This window comes from Cupriavidus sp. SIMBA_020 (assembly GCF_046535395.1).
Lineage (GTDB): Bacteria > Pseudomonadota > Gammaproteobacteria > Burkholderiales > Burkholderiaceae > Cupriavidus > Cupriavidus campinensis.
In genome coordinates this window covers 307620-324913 of sequence record NZ_JAWRWU010000003.1, presented here as the reverse complement: position 1 = coordinate 324913, position 17294 = coordinate 307620, and the positions used below count along the sequence as shown (strand labels likewise).

The 17294-nt window shown below is 66.7% G+C and carries 14 protein-coding genes and 1 pseudogene; 9 read left to right on the top strand and 6 right to left on the bottom strand.

Features of this window, described 5'->3' with window-relative positions:
- Positions 1-57 precede the first annotated feature (57 nt).
- The 7 genes from SB751_RS08415 to SB751_RS08385 all read left to right on the top strand — a co-directional run bounded on the left by SB751_RS08415 (position 58) and on the right by SB751_RS08385 (position 9083).
- Positions 58-645, top strand: a complete 588-nt coding sequence (locus tag SB751_RS08415; protein ID WP_144198666.1) for a cysteine dioxygenase family protein — start codon at positions 58-60, stop codon at positions 643-645.
- Positions 646-794: 149 nt separating this feature from the next.
- Positions 795-2408 carry a rhodanese-like domain-containing protein gene (locus tag SB751_RS08410; RefSeq protein ID WP_410747934.1) on the top strand — a complete coding sequence of 538 codons (1614 nt, stop codon included), beginning with the start codon at positions 795-797 and terminating at the stop codon, positions 2406-2408.
- Positions 2409-2480: 72 nt separating this feature from the next.
- Entirely contained in the window at positions 2481-3482 is a 1002-nt protein-coding gene (locus SB751_RS08405; protein ID WP_144198672.1) for a Bug family tripartite tricarboxylate transporter substrate binding protein, read from the top strand.
- Between the two features lie 99 nt (positions 3483-3581).
- Complete coding sequence (gene metC, locus SB751_RS08400; RefSeq protein ID WP_250025794.1) at positions 3582-4796, top strand: cystathionine beta-lyase; 1215 nt, start codon at positions 3582-3584, stop codon at positions 4794-4796.
- Positions 4780-5805 carry a M14 family metallopeptidase gene (locus SB751_RS08395; RefSeq protein ID WP_211942977.1) on the top strand — a complete coding sequence of 342 codons (1026 nt, stop codon included), beginning with the start codon at positions 4780-4782 and terminating at the stop codon, positions 5803-5805. The genes metC and SB751_RS08395 overlap by 17 nt, the downstream gene beginning before the upstream one ends.
- 58 nt (positions 5806-5863) lie before the next feature.
- The gene (locus SB751_RS08390; protein ID WP_244844622.1) at positions 5864-6832 is read left to right on the top strand and encodes a Bug family tripartite tricarboxylate transporter substrate binding protein; all 969 of its coding nucleotides are present in this window, start codon (positions 5864-5866) and stop codon (positions 6830-6832) included.
- A gap of 4 nt (positions 6833-6836) precedes the next feature.
- The gene (locus tag SB751_RS08385; RefSeq protein WP_144198681.1) at positions 6837-9083 is read left to right on the top strand and encodes a molybdopterin-dependent oxidoreductase; all 2247 of its coding nucleotides are present in this window, start codon (positions 6837-6839) and stop codon (positions 9081-9083) included.
- Between the two features lie 21 nt (positions 9084-9104).
- Here SB751_RS08385 and SB751_RS08380 read toward each other — a convergent pair whose 3' ends face one another.
- The 5 genes from SB751_RS08380 to SB751_RS08360 all read right to left on the bottom strand — a co-directional run bounded on the left by SB751_RS08380 (position 9105) and on the right by SB751_RS08360 (position 14633).
- On the bottom strand, positions 9105-9860 hold the full coding sequence (locus tag SB751_RS08380) for an aspartate/glutamate racemase family protein (protein ID WP_250025792.1): 756 nt from the start codon (positions 9858-9860) through the stop codon (positions 9105-9107).
- Positions 9861-9871: 11 nt separating this feature from the next.
- Positions 9872-11290, bottom strand: a complete 1419-nt coding sequence (hydA, locus tag SB751_RS08375) for a dihydropyrimidinase (protein WP_144198687.1) — start codon at positions 11288-11290, stop codon at positions 9872-9874.
- Positions 11291-11317: 27 nt separating this feature from the next.
- Positions 11318-12046: an aspartate/glutamate racemase family protein gene (locus SB751_RS08370; protein WP_144198690.1), complete on the bottom strand. Its 729-nt coding sequence runs from the start codon at positions 12044-12046 to the stop codon at positions 11318-11320.
- A gap of 63 nt (positions 12047-12109) precedes the next feature.
- On the bottom strand, positions 12110-13309 hold the full coding sequence (locus SB751_RS08365; RefSeq protein WP_211942979.1) for a serine hydrolase domain-containing protein: 1200 nt from the start codon (positions 13307-13309) through the stop codon (positions 12110-12112).
- Positions 13310-13334: 25 nt separating this feature from the next.
- Positions 13335-14633, bottom strand: a complete 1299-nt coding sequence (locus SB751_RS08360; protein ID WP_144198696.1) for an MFS transporter — start codon at positions 14631-14633, stop codon at positions 13335-13337.
- 193 nt (positions 14634-14826) lie between these two features.
- On the opposite strand from SB751_RS08360, the gene SB751_RS08355 reads away from it, so the two are divergent.
- A complete protein-coding gene (locus tag SB751_RS08355) occupies positions 14827-15549 on the top strand; it encodes a GntR family transcriptional regulator (RefSeq protein ID WP_144198699.1) in 723 nt (240 codons plus the stop codon).
- 155 nt (positions 15550-15704) lie between these two features.
- The gene (locus SB751_RS08350; protein WP_410747933.1) at positions 15705-16844 is read left to right on the top strand and encodes a hypothetical protein; all 1140 of its coding nucleotides are present in this window, start codon (positions 15705-15707) and stop codon (positions 16842-16844) included.
- Here the strand turns inward: SB751_RS08350 and SB751_RS08345 are convergent.
- Positions 16836-17204: pseudogene (locus tag SB751_RS08345) on the bottom strand (SDR family oxidoreductase); the annotation flags it as partial. The gene SB751_RS08350 and the pseudogene SB751_RS08345 sit on opposite strands and share 9 nt — an antisense overlap.
- Positions 17205-17294 lie beyond the last annotated feature (90 nt).

Below are 17294 nucleotides of genomic sequence, written 5' to 3'. Positions count from 1 at the left end.
AAACAAGAAACACCGTTCTACCCGTCAAAAACAACGATTGCAAGGATTGATCGCATCATGTCCATCGCACAACAGCGCCATGCAGCTGTCGGAGACACCATTGAATCCATTAGGAACATCGTAGACAAGGGCGGCGTCACCCGTGCCAGCCTGGCCGATGTCCTGACCCAGGTGGAAGACCTGGCCGCGCGTACCGAACTGTGGGCCGAAGCCGATTACCCGCCGCCAGAGCCCGGCGAGCGGCAGGCGCGCTACCTGATCGCCGAGGACCCGGACAAGTCCTACGCGCTTTACCTGAACGTCTTGCGTCCCGGCAAGCGCATTCCGCCGCACAACCACACCACGTGGGCCTGCGTGGCCGGCGTCAGCGGCGTGGAATTCAACGATGTCTACCTGCGCACGGACGATGGCAGCCAGCCCGGGGTGGGCACGCTCGAGCATGCGCGCACGGTGGAGGTGGGGCCGCGCAACGGCATCGCCCTGCTGCCGGATGACATTCACTCGGTCGAGATCCGTGGCGAGGACATCATCCGCCACCTGCATATGTACGGCCGCGCGCTGGAAACGCTGACCGACCGGCTGACGTTCGACCTCGAGACCGGACGCTGCCAGATCATGACCGTGGGCGTACAGACCCGCCGCTAACCACAGCCGCCACAGCCGCCACAGCCACCCCAGCCACCGGGGGGACTTGAGCCAGACAAGCCAAGGCCGACAGCCCCCCGACTCCTGAGACACAGCACGCCGCAATTTCCTCTCCGCGCAGAGGACGGCCCCCTATCGCCCGGAATTTCATGAGCCACCCACACTACACCGCTGTCGACGCCGCCACCCTGAAAGGCTGGCTGCACGATGCCGACGAAATCGCGCTGTTCGACGTGCGCGAACACGGCCAGTACGGCGAAGGCCATCCGTTCTACGCCGTGCCGCTGCCATTCAGCCGTCTGGAACTCGATGTCGGACGCCTGGCGCCGCGCACCGACGCGCGCATCGTGCTGGCCGACAATGGCGACGGCGTGGCGCAAGCCGCCGCCAACGCGCTGGCACGGCTCGGCTACACCCAGCTGTTCGTGCTCGACGGTGGCATGCCGGCGTGGCAGGCCGCCGGCTACACCCTGTTCGCCGGGGTCAACCTGCCCTCGAAGACGTTCGGCGAACTGGCCGAGCATCACTACGGCACGCCGCGCGTCTCGGCGGCGGAACTTGCCGCGATGCAGGCTGGCCCGAACGCTCCGGTCGTGCTCGATGGCCGCCCGATCAGCGAATTCCGCAAGATGAACATCCCGGGGGCCATCTGCTGCCCCAATGGCGAGCTGGCCTATCGCCTGCGCGACCTGGTGCCCGACCCCACCACGCCGATCGTCATCAATTGCGCGGGCCGCACGCGCAGCATCATCGGCGCGCAGTCGCTGATCAACGTCGGCGTCAGCAATCCGGTCTACGCGCTGGAGAACGGCACGCAGGGCTGGTATCTGAATGACTTCACGCTCGAACACGGCGGTACGGCGCGTTATCCGGACAACGCCTCGCCACGCGATCTGGACGCCGCGCGCCATGCCGCACAGGCACTGGCAACGCGCTTCAAGGTGCCACACGTCACCGCGGCGCAGGCCGTCGCCTGGCTGGCGGACCCGGCGCGCACCACCTATCTGTGCGACGTGCGCACGGCCGAGGAATTCGCTGGCCAGACCCTGCCCGGCGCACAGCACACCCCGGGCGGTCAGCTGATGCAGGCCACTGACCAGTACATCGGCGTACGCCGGGCGCGACTGGTGCTGTTCGACGCCGAGGGCGTCCGTGCCACGGTGGTGGCGAGCTGGCTGCGCCAGATGGGCCACGACGCCGTGGTCCTCGACGGCGGACTGCAGGCCGGGCTGGCAGCGGGCGTCAAGGCTGCACCAGGGCTCGCGCATGGCGCCATCGCCTCGGAGACCGTCAGCGTCGCGGCACTGGCTGCCGGTCTCGCGGGCCGGTCGATGCTCGCCGTCGATCTGCGCGCCAGCATGAGCTTCCGCGCCGGCCATATCGCCGGTAGCCAATGGACCACGCGCGCGCGACTGGCGAGCGACCTGCATGGCGTGCCGCACGACACCACGCTCGTGCTCGTTGGCGATGCCGAGGGCGCAGATCCGGCCGATATCGCCGTGCGCGACCTGCATGCGCTCGGCTATTCCGATGTGCGGCGCCTGCAAGGCGGCGTGACCGCATGGCGTGACGCCGGCCTGCCGATTCACCAAGGCGCCGACACCCTGCCCGATGCGCGCTGCATCGACTACCTGTTCTTTGTGCATGACCGCCACGACGGCAACAAGGCCGCCGCACGCCAGTACCTGGCGTGGGAAACGGGCCTGATCGCCCAGCTGGACGCGCAGGAACTGGCCACGTTCCATTTCCCGCCCATCGACTGATTTCGCCTCACCCCCTGCATCGCCACCCTAAACCTGCCATAGAAGAACGAGGTCCGCCCCATGTCACGCCCGATGTCATCCCGTCTTTCGCAGTACCTGGTTGCAGCACTCGCCGTCACCACCGCTGTGGCGACCAACCTTGCGGCGGCCCAGCAGCCGCTGGCACCGGTGAATGGCTTCCCGACGCAGCCGCTGCGCATCGTGTCGCCCTTCCCCGCCGGCGGCGGCAACGACGCCGTTTCGCGCGTGGTGGCCACGCGCCTCTCGCAGGTGCTGGGCCAGAGCGCCGTCACCGACAACCGTGGCGGCGCGGGGGGCAACATCGGCACGCGCTATGTGGCGGAAGCGAAGGCGGACGGCTACACGGTGCTGACGTCACAGGTGTCGATCATGGCGGTCAACCCGACGCTCTACCGCTCGCCCGGCTTCGACCCCATCAAGCAGTTCATCCCGGTCACGCAGATCAACGCCGCGCCGCTGGCCATCGTGGTATCGGCCAACGCCCCGTGGAAGACCTTCGAGGAACTGGCCACCCAGGCCAAGGCACAGCCGCAGAAGATCACCTACGCCACGCCCGGCAACGGCACGCTGTCGCATCTGGTGGGCGTGGTGCTGGACAAGGACAGCAATGTCTCGCTGCAGCATGTGCCCTACAAGGGCGCGGGGCCGGCCATCAACGACCTGCTTGGCGGACAGGTGGATGTGCTGATCACCTCGACGTCCTCGGTGGCGGGATTCATCCAGACCGGCCGCATGCGGGCATTGGCCGTCACCAGCCCGCGCCGTCTCGGGGTGTTCACCAAGGTGCCGACGCTTGAAGATCTGGGCTATCGCAATGCACGCTTCGAGGACTGGTACGGCTTCTTCGTACCGGCTGGTACGTCTCCGGAACGCGTGGCGCTGTTGAATCGCGCCATCGTGCAGGTGCTGCAGATGCCGGACGTGGTCAAGACGATCAACGAAGGCGGCAGCGACGTCGTGGCCAACACGCCGGAGGCATTCGCGGCGCAGCTGAAGCAGGACATCTCGCGCTGGTCACAGATCGTCAAGCTCTCCGGCGCGCACGTCGACTGATCCACGCTCCGGCACTCACGCAACAGGACACCACAGGGCACAACAGGGCACGGTCCTTGCGACGCCCGTACAACCATGAGCCATCCCCACAGGCCAACCATGACGTCATCGCTCCCTACCCGCCTTGCACATGCCGGACGCACGCATGCCGTGCAAGGCGGCCAGCCCGTGAACCCGCCTGTGGTGCGCGCCAGCACCGTCCTGTTCGAATCCGTGGCCCAGCAACGCGAAATGCGTGCGCGCCGCGACACCGAGCGGCTATTCACCTACGGCGCGCGCGGCAATCCGACCAACTTCGCGCTGGAAGACATGGTGACCATGCTCGAAGGCGGCTATCGCACGCGGCTGTTTCCCTCGGGACTGGCCGCTGCCGCGATGACGATCCTCGCCTATGTGCGGCCGGGGCAGCACGTGCTGCTGCCCGACTGCGTCTACGAGCCCGTCCGCAACCTGGCCAACGGCTTCCTGCGCCAGCACGGCATCGCCACCGACTTCTACGCGGCGGATGGGTCCGATCTCGACGCGAAGCTGCGGCCCGAGACGCGACTGGTCTATGTGGAAGCGCCCGGCTCGCTGGTCTACGAGATGTGCGACCTGCCCGCGCTGGCCGCCCGCGCCCATGCCCATGGCGCGCTGGTTGCGGCGGACAACACCTGGGGCTCGGGCCTGCTCTACCGGCCACTGGAACTGGGTGCCGATATCTCGCTGATGGCTGCCACCAAGTATCTCGGCGGTCATTCCGATGTGATGATGGGCACCGTCTGCACCACCGAGGCGGCGTGGCCGGCACTGGCGACAATGGCTGACGCGTTCGGCATGACGGTGAGCCCGGACGACGCATATCTGGTGCAGCGCGGTATCCGCTCGCTTGGCGCCCGTCTGGCGCAGCATCAGCAGAATGCACTGACGGTGGCACTTTGGCTGCTCGATCGCCCCGAAGTGGCCGACGTCTTCTGCCCTGCCCTGCCGCAGGATCCCAACCATGCCCTGTGGCAACGCGACTGCCACGGCACCAATGGTCTGCTGTCATTCACCTTGCGCTCGCAGGCACCGGTGGCGCCGGAGCGGTTCGTCGACAGTCTCACGCTGTTCGGCATCGGCGCCTCGTGGGGCGGTTTCGAGAGCCTCGCCGTGCTGGCCGACATGCGCCGCGCGCGCAGCGTCACCGACTGGGCCGCCCATGGCACCGTGATCCGCCTGCACATCGGCCTGGAAGGCGTGTCCGACCTGCTGGCGGACCTCGACCAGGCCTTCGCCGCCATTGCCGATATTGCCCTCACACCTCAGGAGTCTTCCCATGCCCATCATCGGTGACTGGCTGCGCCAGCAATCCGGCCCTGCCCGCACCAGCGGGCAACTTCCCGTTGGCTCGATGGCCTCCGGGATGTCCGTCACGCTGCCCTATGTCGCGGTGCGCGGCGCACAGCCGGGCCGCACGCTGTGGCTGCACGGCCAGGTTCATGGCGATGAAATCAACGGCATGGTGGCCGCGCTGCGCTTCGCGCGCAGCCTAGATCCCGCCACCCTGCGCGGCAATGTCGTGGTGACGCCCACGGGCAATCCGCAGGCGCTCGACGCGCGCCGCAAGCGCAATCCCTACGACGAACTCGACCTCGACCAGACCTATCCGGGCAACGCCGGCGGACTCGTGTCCGAGCGCCTCGCCCATGCACTGATGGCCGAGATACGCGGCGTGGCGGACGTGCTGATCAACCTGCATACGATGAACCCGCTGTTCGACGCACGGCCCTACACGGTCTACAAGGTGCACCCGGACAGCCGCGTCACCGAGGCCGATGTACTGGCGGCGATGGCACCGTTTCATCCGCATGTCGCCTGCCAGCAGGACGTGGGCGGCAAGGGCGAACTCCCCGGCAATATCGCCGGCGCGCTCGACTACCAGTGCCTGGCCGCCGGCATCTGCGCGTTCATGCTCGAACTGGGCAGCGGCAGCCGCTTCGAGGCCGACAACATCGACGTGGCGGAAACCGGCTTCCACACGCTGGCCGTGCAGATGGGCATGCTCGATGCCACGCCGGCCAGACCGGCCAGGCCGGCCGCCACCAGCCTGCGGCGCGTCAGGCGGCGCGGCTGGATCACGGCCGACGAAGGCGGCCTGTTCCTCCCGGCAGCGCGTGCGGGCGATCTGGTGCCGGAAGGCGCGTCGATTGGCGACACGCTGAAGCTCGACGCATCGCTCACGCCCGTCAAGCCCCTGTCACGCGATGGCGTGCTGATCGGCCTGCGCAGCGATCCCGTCGTGCACACCGGCGAACGCCTGGCGTTCGTGGCCTGGGAATGGGACACGGTGTCCGTCCCCTGATCCTGCCGCGCCCCCCATGTGGCGAAGTGAAATTTGACTGTTCCATCGGAGTTTGATCATGTTTGCTCGCGCGATGCGCATCCTCTTTCCCCTCCTTGCCGCCGCCGCGCCGCTCGCCACGCATGCGGCCTGGCCCGAAGCCTCCAAGCCCATCCGCGTCGTCGTGGGCTTCCCGCCGGGCGGCGGCGCCGATGCACTCGCGCGCGCCGTTGCGCCCGCGCTGTCGGAGCAGTTGAAGGCCAATGTCATCATCGACAACCGTCCCGGCGCGGGCGGACTGATCGCCACGGATATGGTCGCGAAGTCCGCGCCGGACGGCTACACGCTTTACGTCGCCACGCCGGGCTCGTTCACGATCTGGCCGAACCTGCGCAAGCTGAACTACGACCCGCAGAAGGACTTCGCGCCGATCAGCGTGCTGGTCACCATGCCCAATGTGCTGGTGACGGGCGCCGACGCGCCATACAAGGACGTGCAAGGCATGCTCGCAGCCCTGCGCAGCGCCAATGGCAAGTTCTCCTACGCATCGGGCGGCAACGGCACCATCGGCCAGATCGCCGCCGAGCAGTTCAAGATGCTGACCGGGCTGCAGATGCAGCATGTGCCGTACAAGGGCACCACGCCTGCGCTGACCGATGTGATGGGTGGCATCGTGCCGATCACGTTCTCGGATCCCTCGGCGAAGCCGCTGATCGCATCGGGCAAGCTCCGTGCGCTGGCCGTGACCACCGCCACGCGCTCGCCGCAGTTCCCCGGTGTGCCGACCGTCGCGGAGTCGGGGGTTCCCGGCTATGACGTCACCAACTGGTACGGGATGGTGGCGCCCGCCGGCACGCCGGCCGAGGTTATCGCGCAGCTGAACAAGGCACTCGTGAAAGTGATGGCAGACCCCGATATCCGACAGCGTCTGGCGGTCTCGGGCATGGACGCCACGTCCAACACGCCGCAGCAATTCGCCAAGCTGCTGAGTACGGAGCGCGCCAAATGGGGCGACCTGATCCGCAAGGCCGGCATCCAGGGCGATTGAGATCGTGACTATTCGCCGCTATCCGCAACTAGCGCATTGGGGCGCCTTTACGGCAGTCGTGGATGACGGCCGGCTCGTCCGCTGCGAACCTTTCGCCGCGGACCCCAACCCCTCGCCGCTGCTCGAATCGATCGCGCCGATGGTCTACTCGCCCACCCGGATTCGTACGCCGATGGTGCGGCGCGGCTGGCTCGACAAGCGCGAGGCGGCCGATGGCCATGCACGCGGACGCGATGATTTTGTCGAAGTGTCGTGGGACGTGGCGCTCGATCTCGTCGCCAGCGAGATCACGCGGGTACGTGACGCCCATGGCCCGTCCGGCGTGTTCGGAGGATCGTACGGCTGGTCCTCGGCAGGCCGGCTTCACCATGCGCGTTCACTGATCCGCCGCTTTCATTTCAGCGGCGGCGGCTGCGTCGATCAGGTCGGCAACTACAGCTGGGGCACGGCGCAGTTCCTGTTGCCCCATGTGATTGGCACCGACCGTCCGTTGACCGGCCGCGTGACCGCGTGGCCCAGCCTGATCGCGAACACCGAGATCTTCATCGCCTTTGGCGGACTGGCACTCAAGAACGGTCAGGTCTCCTCCGGCGGCGCGGCCGAGCATACGCAGGAAGGCTGGCTGCGCAAGCTGGCCGCCAGTGGCGCCACGGTCATCAATATCAGTCCAACCCGCGACGACTGCCCCGACTTTCTCGGTGCCGAGTGGATTCCGATTCGACCGAACACCGACGTGGCGTTGATGCTCGCGCTGGCCTACGCCCTGCGCCGCGCCGATGCGCACGACAAGGCGTTCCTGCAGACGCACTGCAGCGGCTGGGCCGAACTGGAAGCCTATCTGCTCGGACACAGCGACGGCACGCCAAAGACACCCGCCTGGGCCGCCGCCATCACCGGCATCCGCGCGGTCCGCATCGAACAGCTCGCCACGCAGCTCGCCGGTAAACGTAGCTACATCACCTGCAGCTTTGCCGTGCAGCGCCAGCATCGCGGCGAGCAGCCGTACTGGATGGCCATTGCGCTTGCCGCCATGCTCGGCCAGATCGGCCTGCCCGGCGGCGGGTTCGGCTTTGGCCATGGGTCGATGAACGGCGTCGGCAATCCGCGTGTGGCTACGCCGGGGCCGGAGATGCCGGTCGGGCGCAACCCCGCCGGACTGGACATTCCCTGCGCGCGGCTCTCGGACATGCTGCTTCATCCGGGCACCCCTTATCGCTTCCGTGGCGAAACCCGCCACTATCCGGACGTGAAGCTGATTCACTGGGCCGGCGGCAATCCGTTTCATCATCACCAGCAACTGTCGCGGCTGCGTGAGGCGTGGGCGCGGCCACAGACCGTCATCGTCCAGGACATCTACTGGACCGCCACGGCGCGCCATGCCGACATCGTGCTCCCCGTCACCACGGCGCTGGAGCGCAACGATATTGGCGGATCGTCGCGCGACCGCTACGTGCTGGCGATGCATCAGGCCATTGCGCCGCTGCATCAGGCGCGCAGCGATCTCGATATCTTTACCGATCTGTCGGAAAGGCTGGGGTACCGCGAGGCCTTTACCGAGAACCGCGACGAGAGGGGTTGGCTCGCTGCCATCTACGCGCGATGCCGCGACGCGCAAGCGCGTGCCGGCATCGAACTCCCGGCGTTCGAGGAATTTTGGCGAACCGGCTACGTCGCGCTGCCGCCACCGACGGAGGACTTCGTGCTGTTCGATGATTTCCGTCACGACCCTGCCGCGCATCCTCTGCGCACGCCGAGCGGACGCATCGAACTCGCCAGCCCGACCCTCGGGACCCTATCGGAAGATTGCGGCACGCATCCCAACTGGCACCCCCCGGTGGAATGGCTTGGCGCCCCGGCGGCAGAGACGTATCCGCTGCATCTCGTGTCCGTTCAGCCCGCCGATCGGCTGCACAGTCAGCTCGACCCCGCCCCGCTGGCGCAGGCGGGCAAGATCGCCGGGACGGAGCGGATTACGCTCCATCCCGAGGATGCCGTGGCGCGCGGCCTGCATCCCGGCATGCGGGTGCGGGTGCACAACGCGCGGGGCGCGCTTTCCGCCGGACTGGCGACCAGCGACGGCGTGGCGCGCGGCGTGGCCGTCATGGCCACCGGCGCCTGGTACGACCCCGATGCGGATGGCGTGGACCGTGCAGGCGCCGCGAATACGCTCACGCTGGACATCGGCACGTCAGACCTGACGCAGGGCCCCAATGCCATGAGCTGTCTGGTAGACGTGTCGCCCGATGCCTGAAGCCGGGGCGCCAACAGGGGATTAGCCGCCCTGCCCCAGCAGCCGCGCCAGCGTCGGCGGCAGGCCCGCGTTGGGCTTTTTCGGCGGCCGTGCGAAGCTGCCTTCGCGCGCGCTGCCGGCCTGCAGCGCCACCAACGCCACCAACGACTCGCAGTGCCGCACGGCGCTGCTGACGCCATCCACCACGGGCACCGGGATCTTTCCCTTGAGCGAGCGCGCCAGCCCGGCCAGCGGCGCGCCGGCCACGATGATCACATCGGCGCCATCCTCGCGCACGGCCTGCAGGCTCATGGCCTCCAGCCGCTCCGCATGGTCCTCCTGCACGCTGCCAATGTCGCGCAGCGGCGATTGCAGCGAGCGGATGCTGGCCAGGCGCGACGTCAGGCCATTGGCAGCCACGCATTCGCGATACCACGCCTCAATGCGATGCGAGATCGCAATGATCGAGAAGCGCTGGCCCAGCAGGCAGGCACTGGCCAGCGCGGCTTCGGTCATGCCGACGACCGGCACATCGAACAGCTCCTTCAGACCGGCCAGGCCCGGATCGCCGAATGCGGCGACCACCAGCCCGTCAAACTGGCCGGCGTGCTCGGCCGCCGCGCATGCAGTGGCATAGCCACCCACCAGCGCCTCGAAGCGCGTTTCGATATAGGCCACGCCAAACGCCGCGGTGGCCATCGTGATGCGGGTGTCCGGTGCGGCGGTGCGCTGCGCCTCCGCGTGGATCAGGTCGGTGACCGACGCGCTGATATTGGGATTGACGATCAACAGGTTCATGGTTTGCGCCCTCAGATCTCGGGTTGGCCCGCTTCGAGGAACCGGCCACGGCCGGCCGTGGGTTCCAGGTATTCGCCGTTGCGCACGATCAACTCGCCCCGCGAGAACGTGGTCATCGGCCAGCCAGTCACCTCGATACCTTCATACGGCGTGTAGTCCACGGCGTGATGCAGGTTGCTGTTGGCGATGCGCACCTGGCGCGCCGGGTCCCACAGCACGATGTCGGCATCGGCGCCAATCGCGATGGTGCCCTTGCGCGGGTAGAGCCCGTACAGCTTGGCCGGTCGGTACGCGGTCAGTTCGACGAACTGGTGCAGAGACAGCTTGCCGCGCGTCACGCCATCGAACAGCAGCGGCAGGCGGGTCTCGATGCCGGGCACGCCGTTGGGGATGTGATCGAACGGCTGCGCCGTGCCGCCGAGCTTCTTGCCCTCGGGATCGTCGTAGTTGAACGGCGCGTGATCCGACGAGAAGACGCTGAACACGCCGTTGGCCAGCGCGCGCCACACGGCGGCCTGATTCTCCGGGTCGCGCGGCGGCGGACTGCACACGCACTTGGCGCCCTCATAGCCGTCGTCGCCAGGCAGGCCCATGTCTTCGGCGGTCAGGTACAGGTATTGCGGGCAGGTCTCGGCAAGGATCTTCATGCCGCGGCCCTGCGCCCAGCGGATCTGCTCGATGGCTTCCTTGCCGGACACATGCACGATCAGGATCGGCACATCGACCAGTTCCGCGAACGAGATCGCGCGATGCGTGGCTTCCCGCTCCACCACTGCGGGGCGTGCCAGCCCGTGGAAGCGCGGCGCGATGCGGCCTTCGCCCACCAGCTTGTCGGTCAGCCACGAGATGCAATCGGCATTCTCGGCATGCACCATCACCAACGCCTTGTTCTGGCGGGCGACGTCCAGCACTTCCAGCATTTCCCGGTCCGACAGCTTCAGGTCGTCGTAGGTCATGTAGACCTTGAACGAGCTGTAGCCCTGGCGGATCAGCGCCGGCAGTTCGTCCTGCAGCACGGCGGGCGTCGGGTCCGCCACGATCAGGTGGAAGGCATAGTCGATGACCGCGCGGCCATCGGCGCGGCGATGGTAATCGGCCACCGCCGCCCGGAGCGAATGACCCTTCTCCTGCGCGGCGAACGGGATCACCGTGGTGGTGCCGCCGCACACCGCCGCGCGCGTGCCGGTAAAGAAATCGTCGGCCATACGCATGCCGTCTGGCATGGGCTGGTCCAGGTGGCAATGGCCGTCGATACCACCGGGCAGGGCCAGCAGGCCCGTGGCGTCGACTTCCGTTGCGGCGGCGGGCAGGTCGTGCCCGAGCGCCACGATGCGGCCGTGGCGCACGCCGATGTCACAGCGGAAGCGGTCCGAAGCGGTGACCACGTCGGCATTGCGGATCACGAGGTCAAGAATGTTGTCTGCAGGCATGGTCATCCCTCCGTTACGCGCCCTGGCTTACTCGACTTCGCGGAACAGCCGGCCCCAGCCCGTCAGGGCGCGGGTGTCCACGCCGGCCAGGCGCAGCGACTTCCACACGACCGTGGAGATCGTGTCATAGAGCGGGATGCCGGTCTCGGCTTCCAGTTCCTCCGCCAGATGCGCGGCGTGCAGGTTGGTGCAGAACGTGGAGATGGCCTGCACGTTTTCCTTGGCCAGTTCGCGCACCATCGCGCGGATCGTGTCCTCCTGAACCTCGGCGAAGCTGTAGTTCACGTGGAGGTCCAGGTGACGCTCGGCCGAGCAGTCGAAGCCGCTGCGCTGGTAGTTGGCAATGATGCGCTGCTGCACGTCGGCCAGATACGGCGTGGCCAGCCCGAAGCGGCGCGCGCCGGTCTTTTCGAGGATTTCGTTCAGGGCCAGGACCGAGGTAGTGGCGGGAATGCCGGTGGCTTCGGTGATCTGCTTGCACAGCGCCAGGTCACGGTCGAAGCCGAGCCAGCCGGACGAGGTGCCGTTCCACGCAATCACGTCGACACGGGCATCGGCCAGCAGGCGGGCCGCCGCGAGGATCTTCTCCAGGTCGAACTGGCCCAGCGCCTGGTCACGCAGTGAAATCTCGGTGACCGTGAAGCGCGAGAAATGCGCGCTGACGTTGGGCAAGCCGCTGACCATCGCGCTGGTAATCGGCTCCAGCGCGGTGTTGGAAGACGGCGTCAGCATGCCAAGGCGAATCTGTTTGCTCATGGTTGTTTCTCAGGAGTTTGCGGGCACCGTCTGGGGGCAGCGCCTCTGCAGGTTGTATTGGTTTTATTGTTCGGGCTTGTCGTTGAAGGCGAGCTGCGTGCCGGGCACACCGTGGCTGGTGCGCGCCAGTTCGAGTTCTCGCTTCAACGCGGCTTGTCGCGCGGCGTCCGGCTTGACGGCGTTGCCGGCCTGCAGCGCGGGAAGCACGTAGTCGTTGACCATCTGGCGATAGAGGTCGAGATACTTCGCGTCGCGCAGGCCGCCCTGCGTCGACATGATGCTGTTCATGACGATCACCGCGTTCTGCTTGGGCAGCACCGTGATGAACTGGCCCTTGTAGCCCATGGCGCTGAATTCGCGCTCGCTCTTGACGATGTTGTTGACCCAGCAGTAGTAGCCATAGTCCCCGGCGGGGCCGGACGGCGTGGTCATCTGGGCCACCCACGAGGCGGGCACGATCTGCTGGCCGTTCCAGCGGCCCTGGTTCAGCATCAGCATGCCGAGCCGGGCCATGTCGAGCGAGCGCAGGCGCAGGCCCCATCCCCCGGATACGGCGCCCTTGCCGTCGGCACCGTCCCAGCGGTAGTGCGCCATGCCCAGCGGCTTGAACAGGCGCTGCGCGGCGTACTGCTGCTCCGGCATGCCCGTGACCTGGCTGATCGTGGCGCCGACCAGCACGGGGTTGACGTCGATGTAGTCGAACTCCGTACCGGGCTTGGCCCGCACACTGGCGGAGGCGGCCACCTTGAGGCGGTCCGGCACGCCGTAGTACAGCGTGTCGGTGCCCTCCACCAGCTTGTACGACAGGCCGCTCGACATCGACATCAGGTGCCGCAGCTGGATCTGCTGCTTGTCCGCCAGTGACGGGGCAAGATCGGGGCGAGCAGCCGCCAGCCTTGGGGCCGGTGCGTCGCTCGCGCTGAGCTTGCCGTCACCGACCAGCGTGCCAACCAGCAGCGCGCTGATGAACTTGGTGACGGAGTACAGCTCGTGGTTGTAGTCCCGCGAGAGGCCGTCGCCGTAGCGCTCGAAGACGATCTTGCCGTCCTTGATGACGAGCAGGCTGCGCACGTCGAGCTGGTCGCGCCGGATCCATTCGGACAAGGCGACGAGCCGCGTGGAATCCACGCCGACCGACTCGGGCTGTGCCGTGGGAATGCCTTCGGTGGTAGCGGTGGCGGTGGCGGCGGCAGCCATGGCCGGCTGTGCCAGCAGGGTGCCAGCGGCCAGCAGCGCCGCCACCACGGGGTGGAATCGTTGCATGTTGGTCTCCTCCAGCCGATGCCCGTCAGACCGGGATCTTCTTTTCGTAGTCGATGGCGGTGGACGACAGCAGCAGGCCCACGCCGGCGGCGGCAAAGAACATCAGCGCCAGGAAGTACGAGCCGGTGAACTGCACAATCATGCCGACGATGATCGGCACGCAGATGCCGCCGATATTGCCACCGAGGTTCATCACGCCGCCCAGGAAGCCGATCTTGTCACGGGTACCCAGGATCGACGGGATGCACCAGAACAGGCCGCACCAGCGCAGGAAGAACAGCGTGGAGGACAGCAGGGCCACGACCACCGTGGCGTTGGTGACATAGGCGACGGAGAAGATCGACACAGTGGCGACCACGGCGGCAATGCCGAACAGGGTGCGCATCACCACGTTGGGGCGGCCGCCGGCCTCCTTCCACTTGTCCGCGATCCAGCCGCCAACCAGTTCGCCCACGAAGCCGCTGAAGAAAATGATGAAGCTGGCACCGCCCATCGCCTTGATGTCGAACCCGTGCACCTTGTTCAGGTAGTTGGGCATCCAGGTGAGCAGGCCGTAGAACACGGTGTTGAAGCACATCCAGCCGATGGCCATGCACCAGACCGAACGGTACTTGAAGAAGTCGAGCGAACGGCCCGACAGATTGGCCGGCTCGGCACGATGCTCGCTGGCCTGGGCTTCCTCGATATAGCGTGCCTCGAGTTCGTTCACGCCGGCGTGCTGGCGCGGGGAATTGCGGATGTACCACCAGGCCACGGCGCCGGCGATGACGGTGCCCACGCCCGCCACGACGAAGGCCAGGCGCCAGGAGTCGAGCGCGGCAATCAGCCAGGTGATGATGATCGCGCCCAGTGCCGCGCCAAGCGGCGCGCCGCCATCGAGCAGCGTGGCGCCACGGCCGCGTTCGTTCTGCGTCATCCAGATGGCGTTGAGCTTGCCGCCTGCCGGATAGATCGGCGCTTCGGCGGCACCGAGGCCCAGGCGGGTCAGCATCAGCGTCGTGGCGCTGGTGCACACGGCGGCCAGGGCCTGGAAGGCACCCCAGAACACGGTGGCGCAGGCAATCACGATGCGCGGCTTGTATTTGTCGGCCAGCATGCCGCCCGGCACCTGCATCAGGGCGTAGGTCCAGAAGAACGAACTGAGGATCAGGCCCTGCATGGTGGGGCTGAGATCAAACTCCTTCGCGATCAGCGGCATGGCCACGGACAACGACGCGCGGTCGATGTAGTTGATCGCGATCAGGAACAGCATCATCAGGAAGATCTTCCAGCGGACGGTGCTGCGCGTGGCCGGCATCGTGGCGGCCTGGCTCGTGGATGGCATGACGGGGGTCTCCTTGCTCCTTGGGTGCTGCGTTGTCGAGGCGTTTCTGTTCGGGGTGTCGCGCAACTGGACGGAGTATAGGATACGTAATCTGTAATTACAACGCGTGTAAGTCGTTGATTTATATGCATAGGGAAAGCACCAATTCCGGGTGTGATAGGCTTCGCTTCAGTGCAATTTCCCCATTCTGGTGATGTCCGTGACACAAGCGCTGCCCAAAACCGCCCGACTCCGCACTCTTGGCATGTCCGCCGAAATCGCGGCGCGGCTGCGCACGATGATTCAGGAGGGCGAGCTGCCGCCCGGGGTCCGTATCGACGAAAAGGCGTTCTGCGAAGCGTTCGACGTTTCCAAGACGCCCCTGCGTGAAGCGCTGAAGGTGCTGGTGTCGGAAGGGCTGGTGCTGCATCGCCAGTACATCGGCTACCGCGTGGCGCCGCTGGACCTGGGGGAATTGCGCGAGACCTTTGAAACGCTGCATGGGCTGGAAGCCCATGCCGGTGAACTGGTGGCCCGCCGCATGAGCGACGCGGCGCTCGCCAAGATCGAGCGCAAGCACCAGGCCATGATCGACGCGCATGCAGCCAGCCGGCGCACGGACTACTTCCGCATCAACCAGGAAATCCACCAGCTGATTGTCGACAGCGCGGACAACGCCGTGCTGTCCGGCATCTACGCCACGCTGATGAGCAAGGTGCATCGCGCGCGGGGCGCGGCCAACACCGACATGCTGCGCTGGCAGGAATCGCACGAGGAACACGAGGCCATCATGGCCGCCCTGCGCGAAGCGGGCCGCCCGCGACTGCCGCAGATCCTGCGCGAGCATTCCGAGAACACTGCGAAGGAAGTCTTGCGGGTACTCGAGCAAACCCTCGCGGAGCCTGCCGCGCGCGTGGCTGGCGCCAGGGGGCGCTAGGGTACGCCAGGGGGCGCCAGGGCGGGGCCCGCTGCGGCAGGAGGGGGCCCGCGCGTTCTCCTTGGCGATTCGGTCGCCCTTGGAGCAAAATCCGCTTCAAATCGGTTCGCGCGCTTTCGCGACCGATCACCGAAAAGGCAGCAAACCGCGCAGCCATGCAGCCCACACCCCACAAAAGTCTGCCCGACACCACTCGCGGCCCCGCCAGCCGGGTCGCCCGGAAGCACGGCGTGTGGCTCGGGGTGTGGCTCGGGGTGTTCGCACTACTCCCCGGCTGTACCTCCATTGGCCCCACGACCATCGTGGCGGACCGCTTCGACTACAGCGCGGCAATCGCCGACTCCTGGAAGCAGCAAACCCTGTTGAACATCGTCAAGCTCCGCTACGTGGACCTGCCGATCTTCGTGGATGTGGCATCGGTGGTTAGCGGTTACTCGTTGCAGGCGGGCGTATCGATGGGCGGTACTGTCTCGACGGCGAGTGCGGTACAGGGCAACTTCCTGGCTACGGGCGTGCAAGGCGTCTATACGGACCGGCCCACCATCACCTACACGCCTGCAACCGGCCAGAAATTCGTGCGAGGGCTGATGGAGCCCATCGATCCCAAGAACATCTTCCTGATGCTCCAGAGCGGCTACGCCGCCGACTTTGTGCTGGGCATGACGGTGGAGTCGCTCAACGGCGTGCGCAATCGCGCAACCGCTGCAGGCATGGTGCGCGAGGCGGACCCGGAGTTCCTGCGCGCCATCGAGTTGATGCGCGACGTGCAGGCCGCCGGCGCGTTCTCCATGCGGGTGGAGGAAGACAAGGTCAAGGGATCGATCGGCGTACTGCTGTTCCGGCGCGAAGACATGCCTGCGGACATCCTGGAAAAAGTGGTGGAGATCCGCCGCTTGCTGAAGCTGCCCGCCACGACGCAGAAGTTCACGCTCAGGTATTCACCGGCCCGTGGCGCGGAGGACGAACTGTCGGTGAACAGCCGCTCGATGCTGCAGATCATGCTTGCCTTCTCCAGCTACCTGGAGGTCCCCGAAGCCCACCTGAAAGAGCAAAGCGCCCTGCCTGGCCTCGCGCAGACTACCGAGCAGGCGCAGCGGGGCGCGGTACGGATTCACAGCGGTAAGGAAAAGCCAATGGAAGCCTATGCCGCCGTGCACTACCGGGGCTACTGGTTCTGGATCAACCAGAGCGACCTGACCACCAAACGGGCGCTCTCGGCCATCATGCTGTTCTTTACGTTGACAGATACCGGCAGCAAGGAGCCGCTGCCGTTGATCACCATTCCCGCCCAATAGGCCAATAGGCCAATAGGCCAATAGCCTAATTGCCCGATATTCCGATAGCCCGATAGGCGGACGATTCCTGCCGAAGGCGTCGCCGTGCTGTCTCGGGCGGGTGTCTGCCTGTGCGCTCAGATCTGCGCCAGGCCGCCATCTTCGGATCGGGCCGGGGCTGACGACGTTGACGCGGATCGCGCGGTCCTTCAGGTCCAGCGCCCAGGAGCGGGCGAAATTGCGCACGGCAGCCTTGCTGGCGCTGTAGACGCTGAAGTTGGCAGTGCCCTGGATCGACACCCTGGAGCCGGTCAACACCACGGACGCGCCATCGACCAGCAGCGGCAAGGCCTTTTGCACGGTGTACAGCACGCCACGCAATTGGCCGCAACCGGCCGCAACCGGGCCGCAACCGGGCCGCAACCGGGCCGCAACCGGGCAGGATCGCGGGCCGATGTCGCGCCGGCCGGC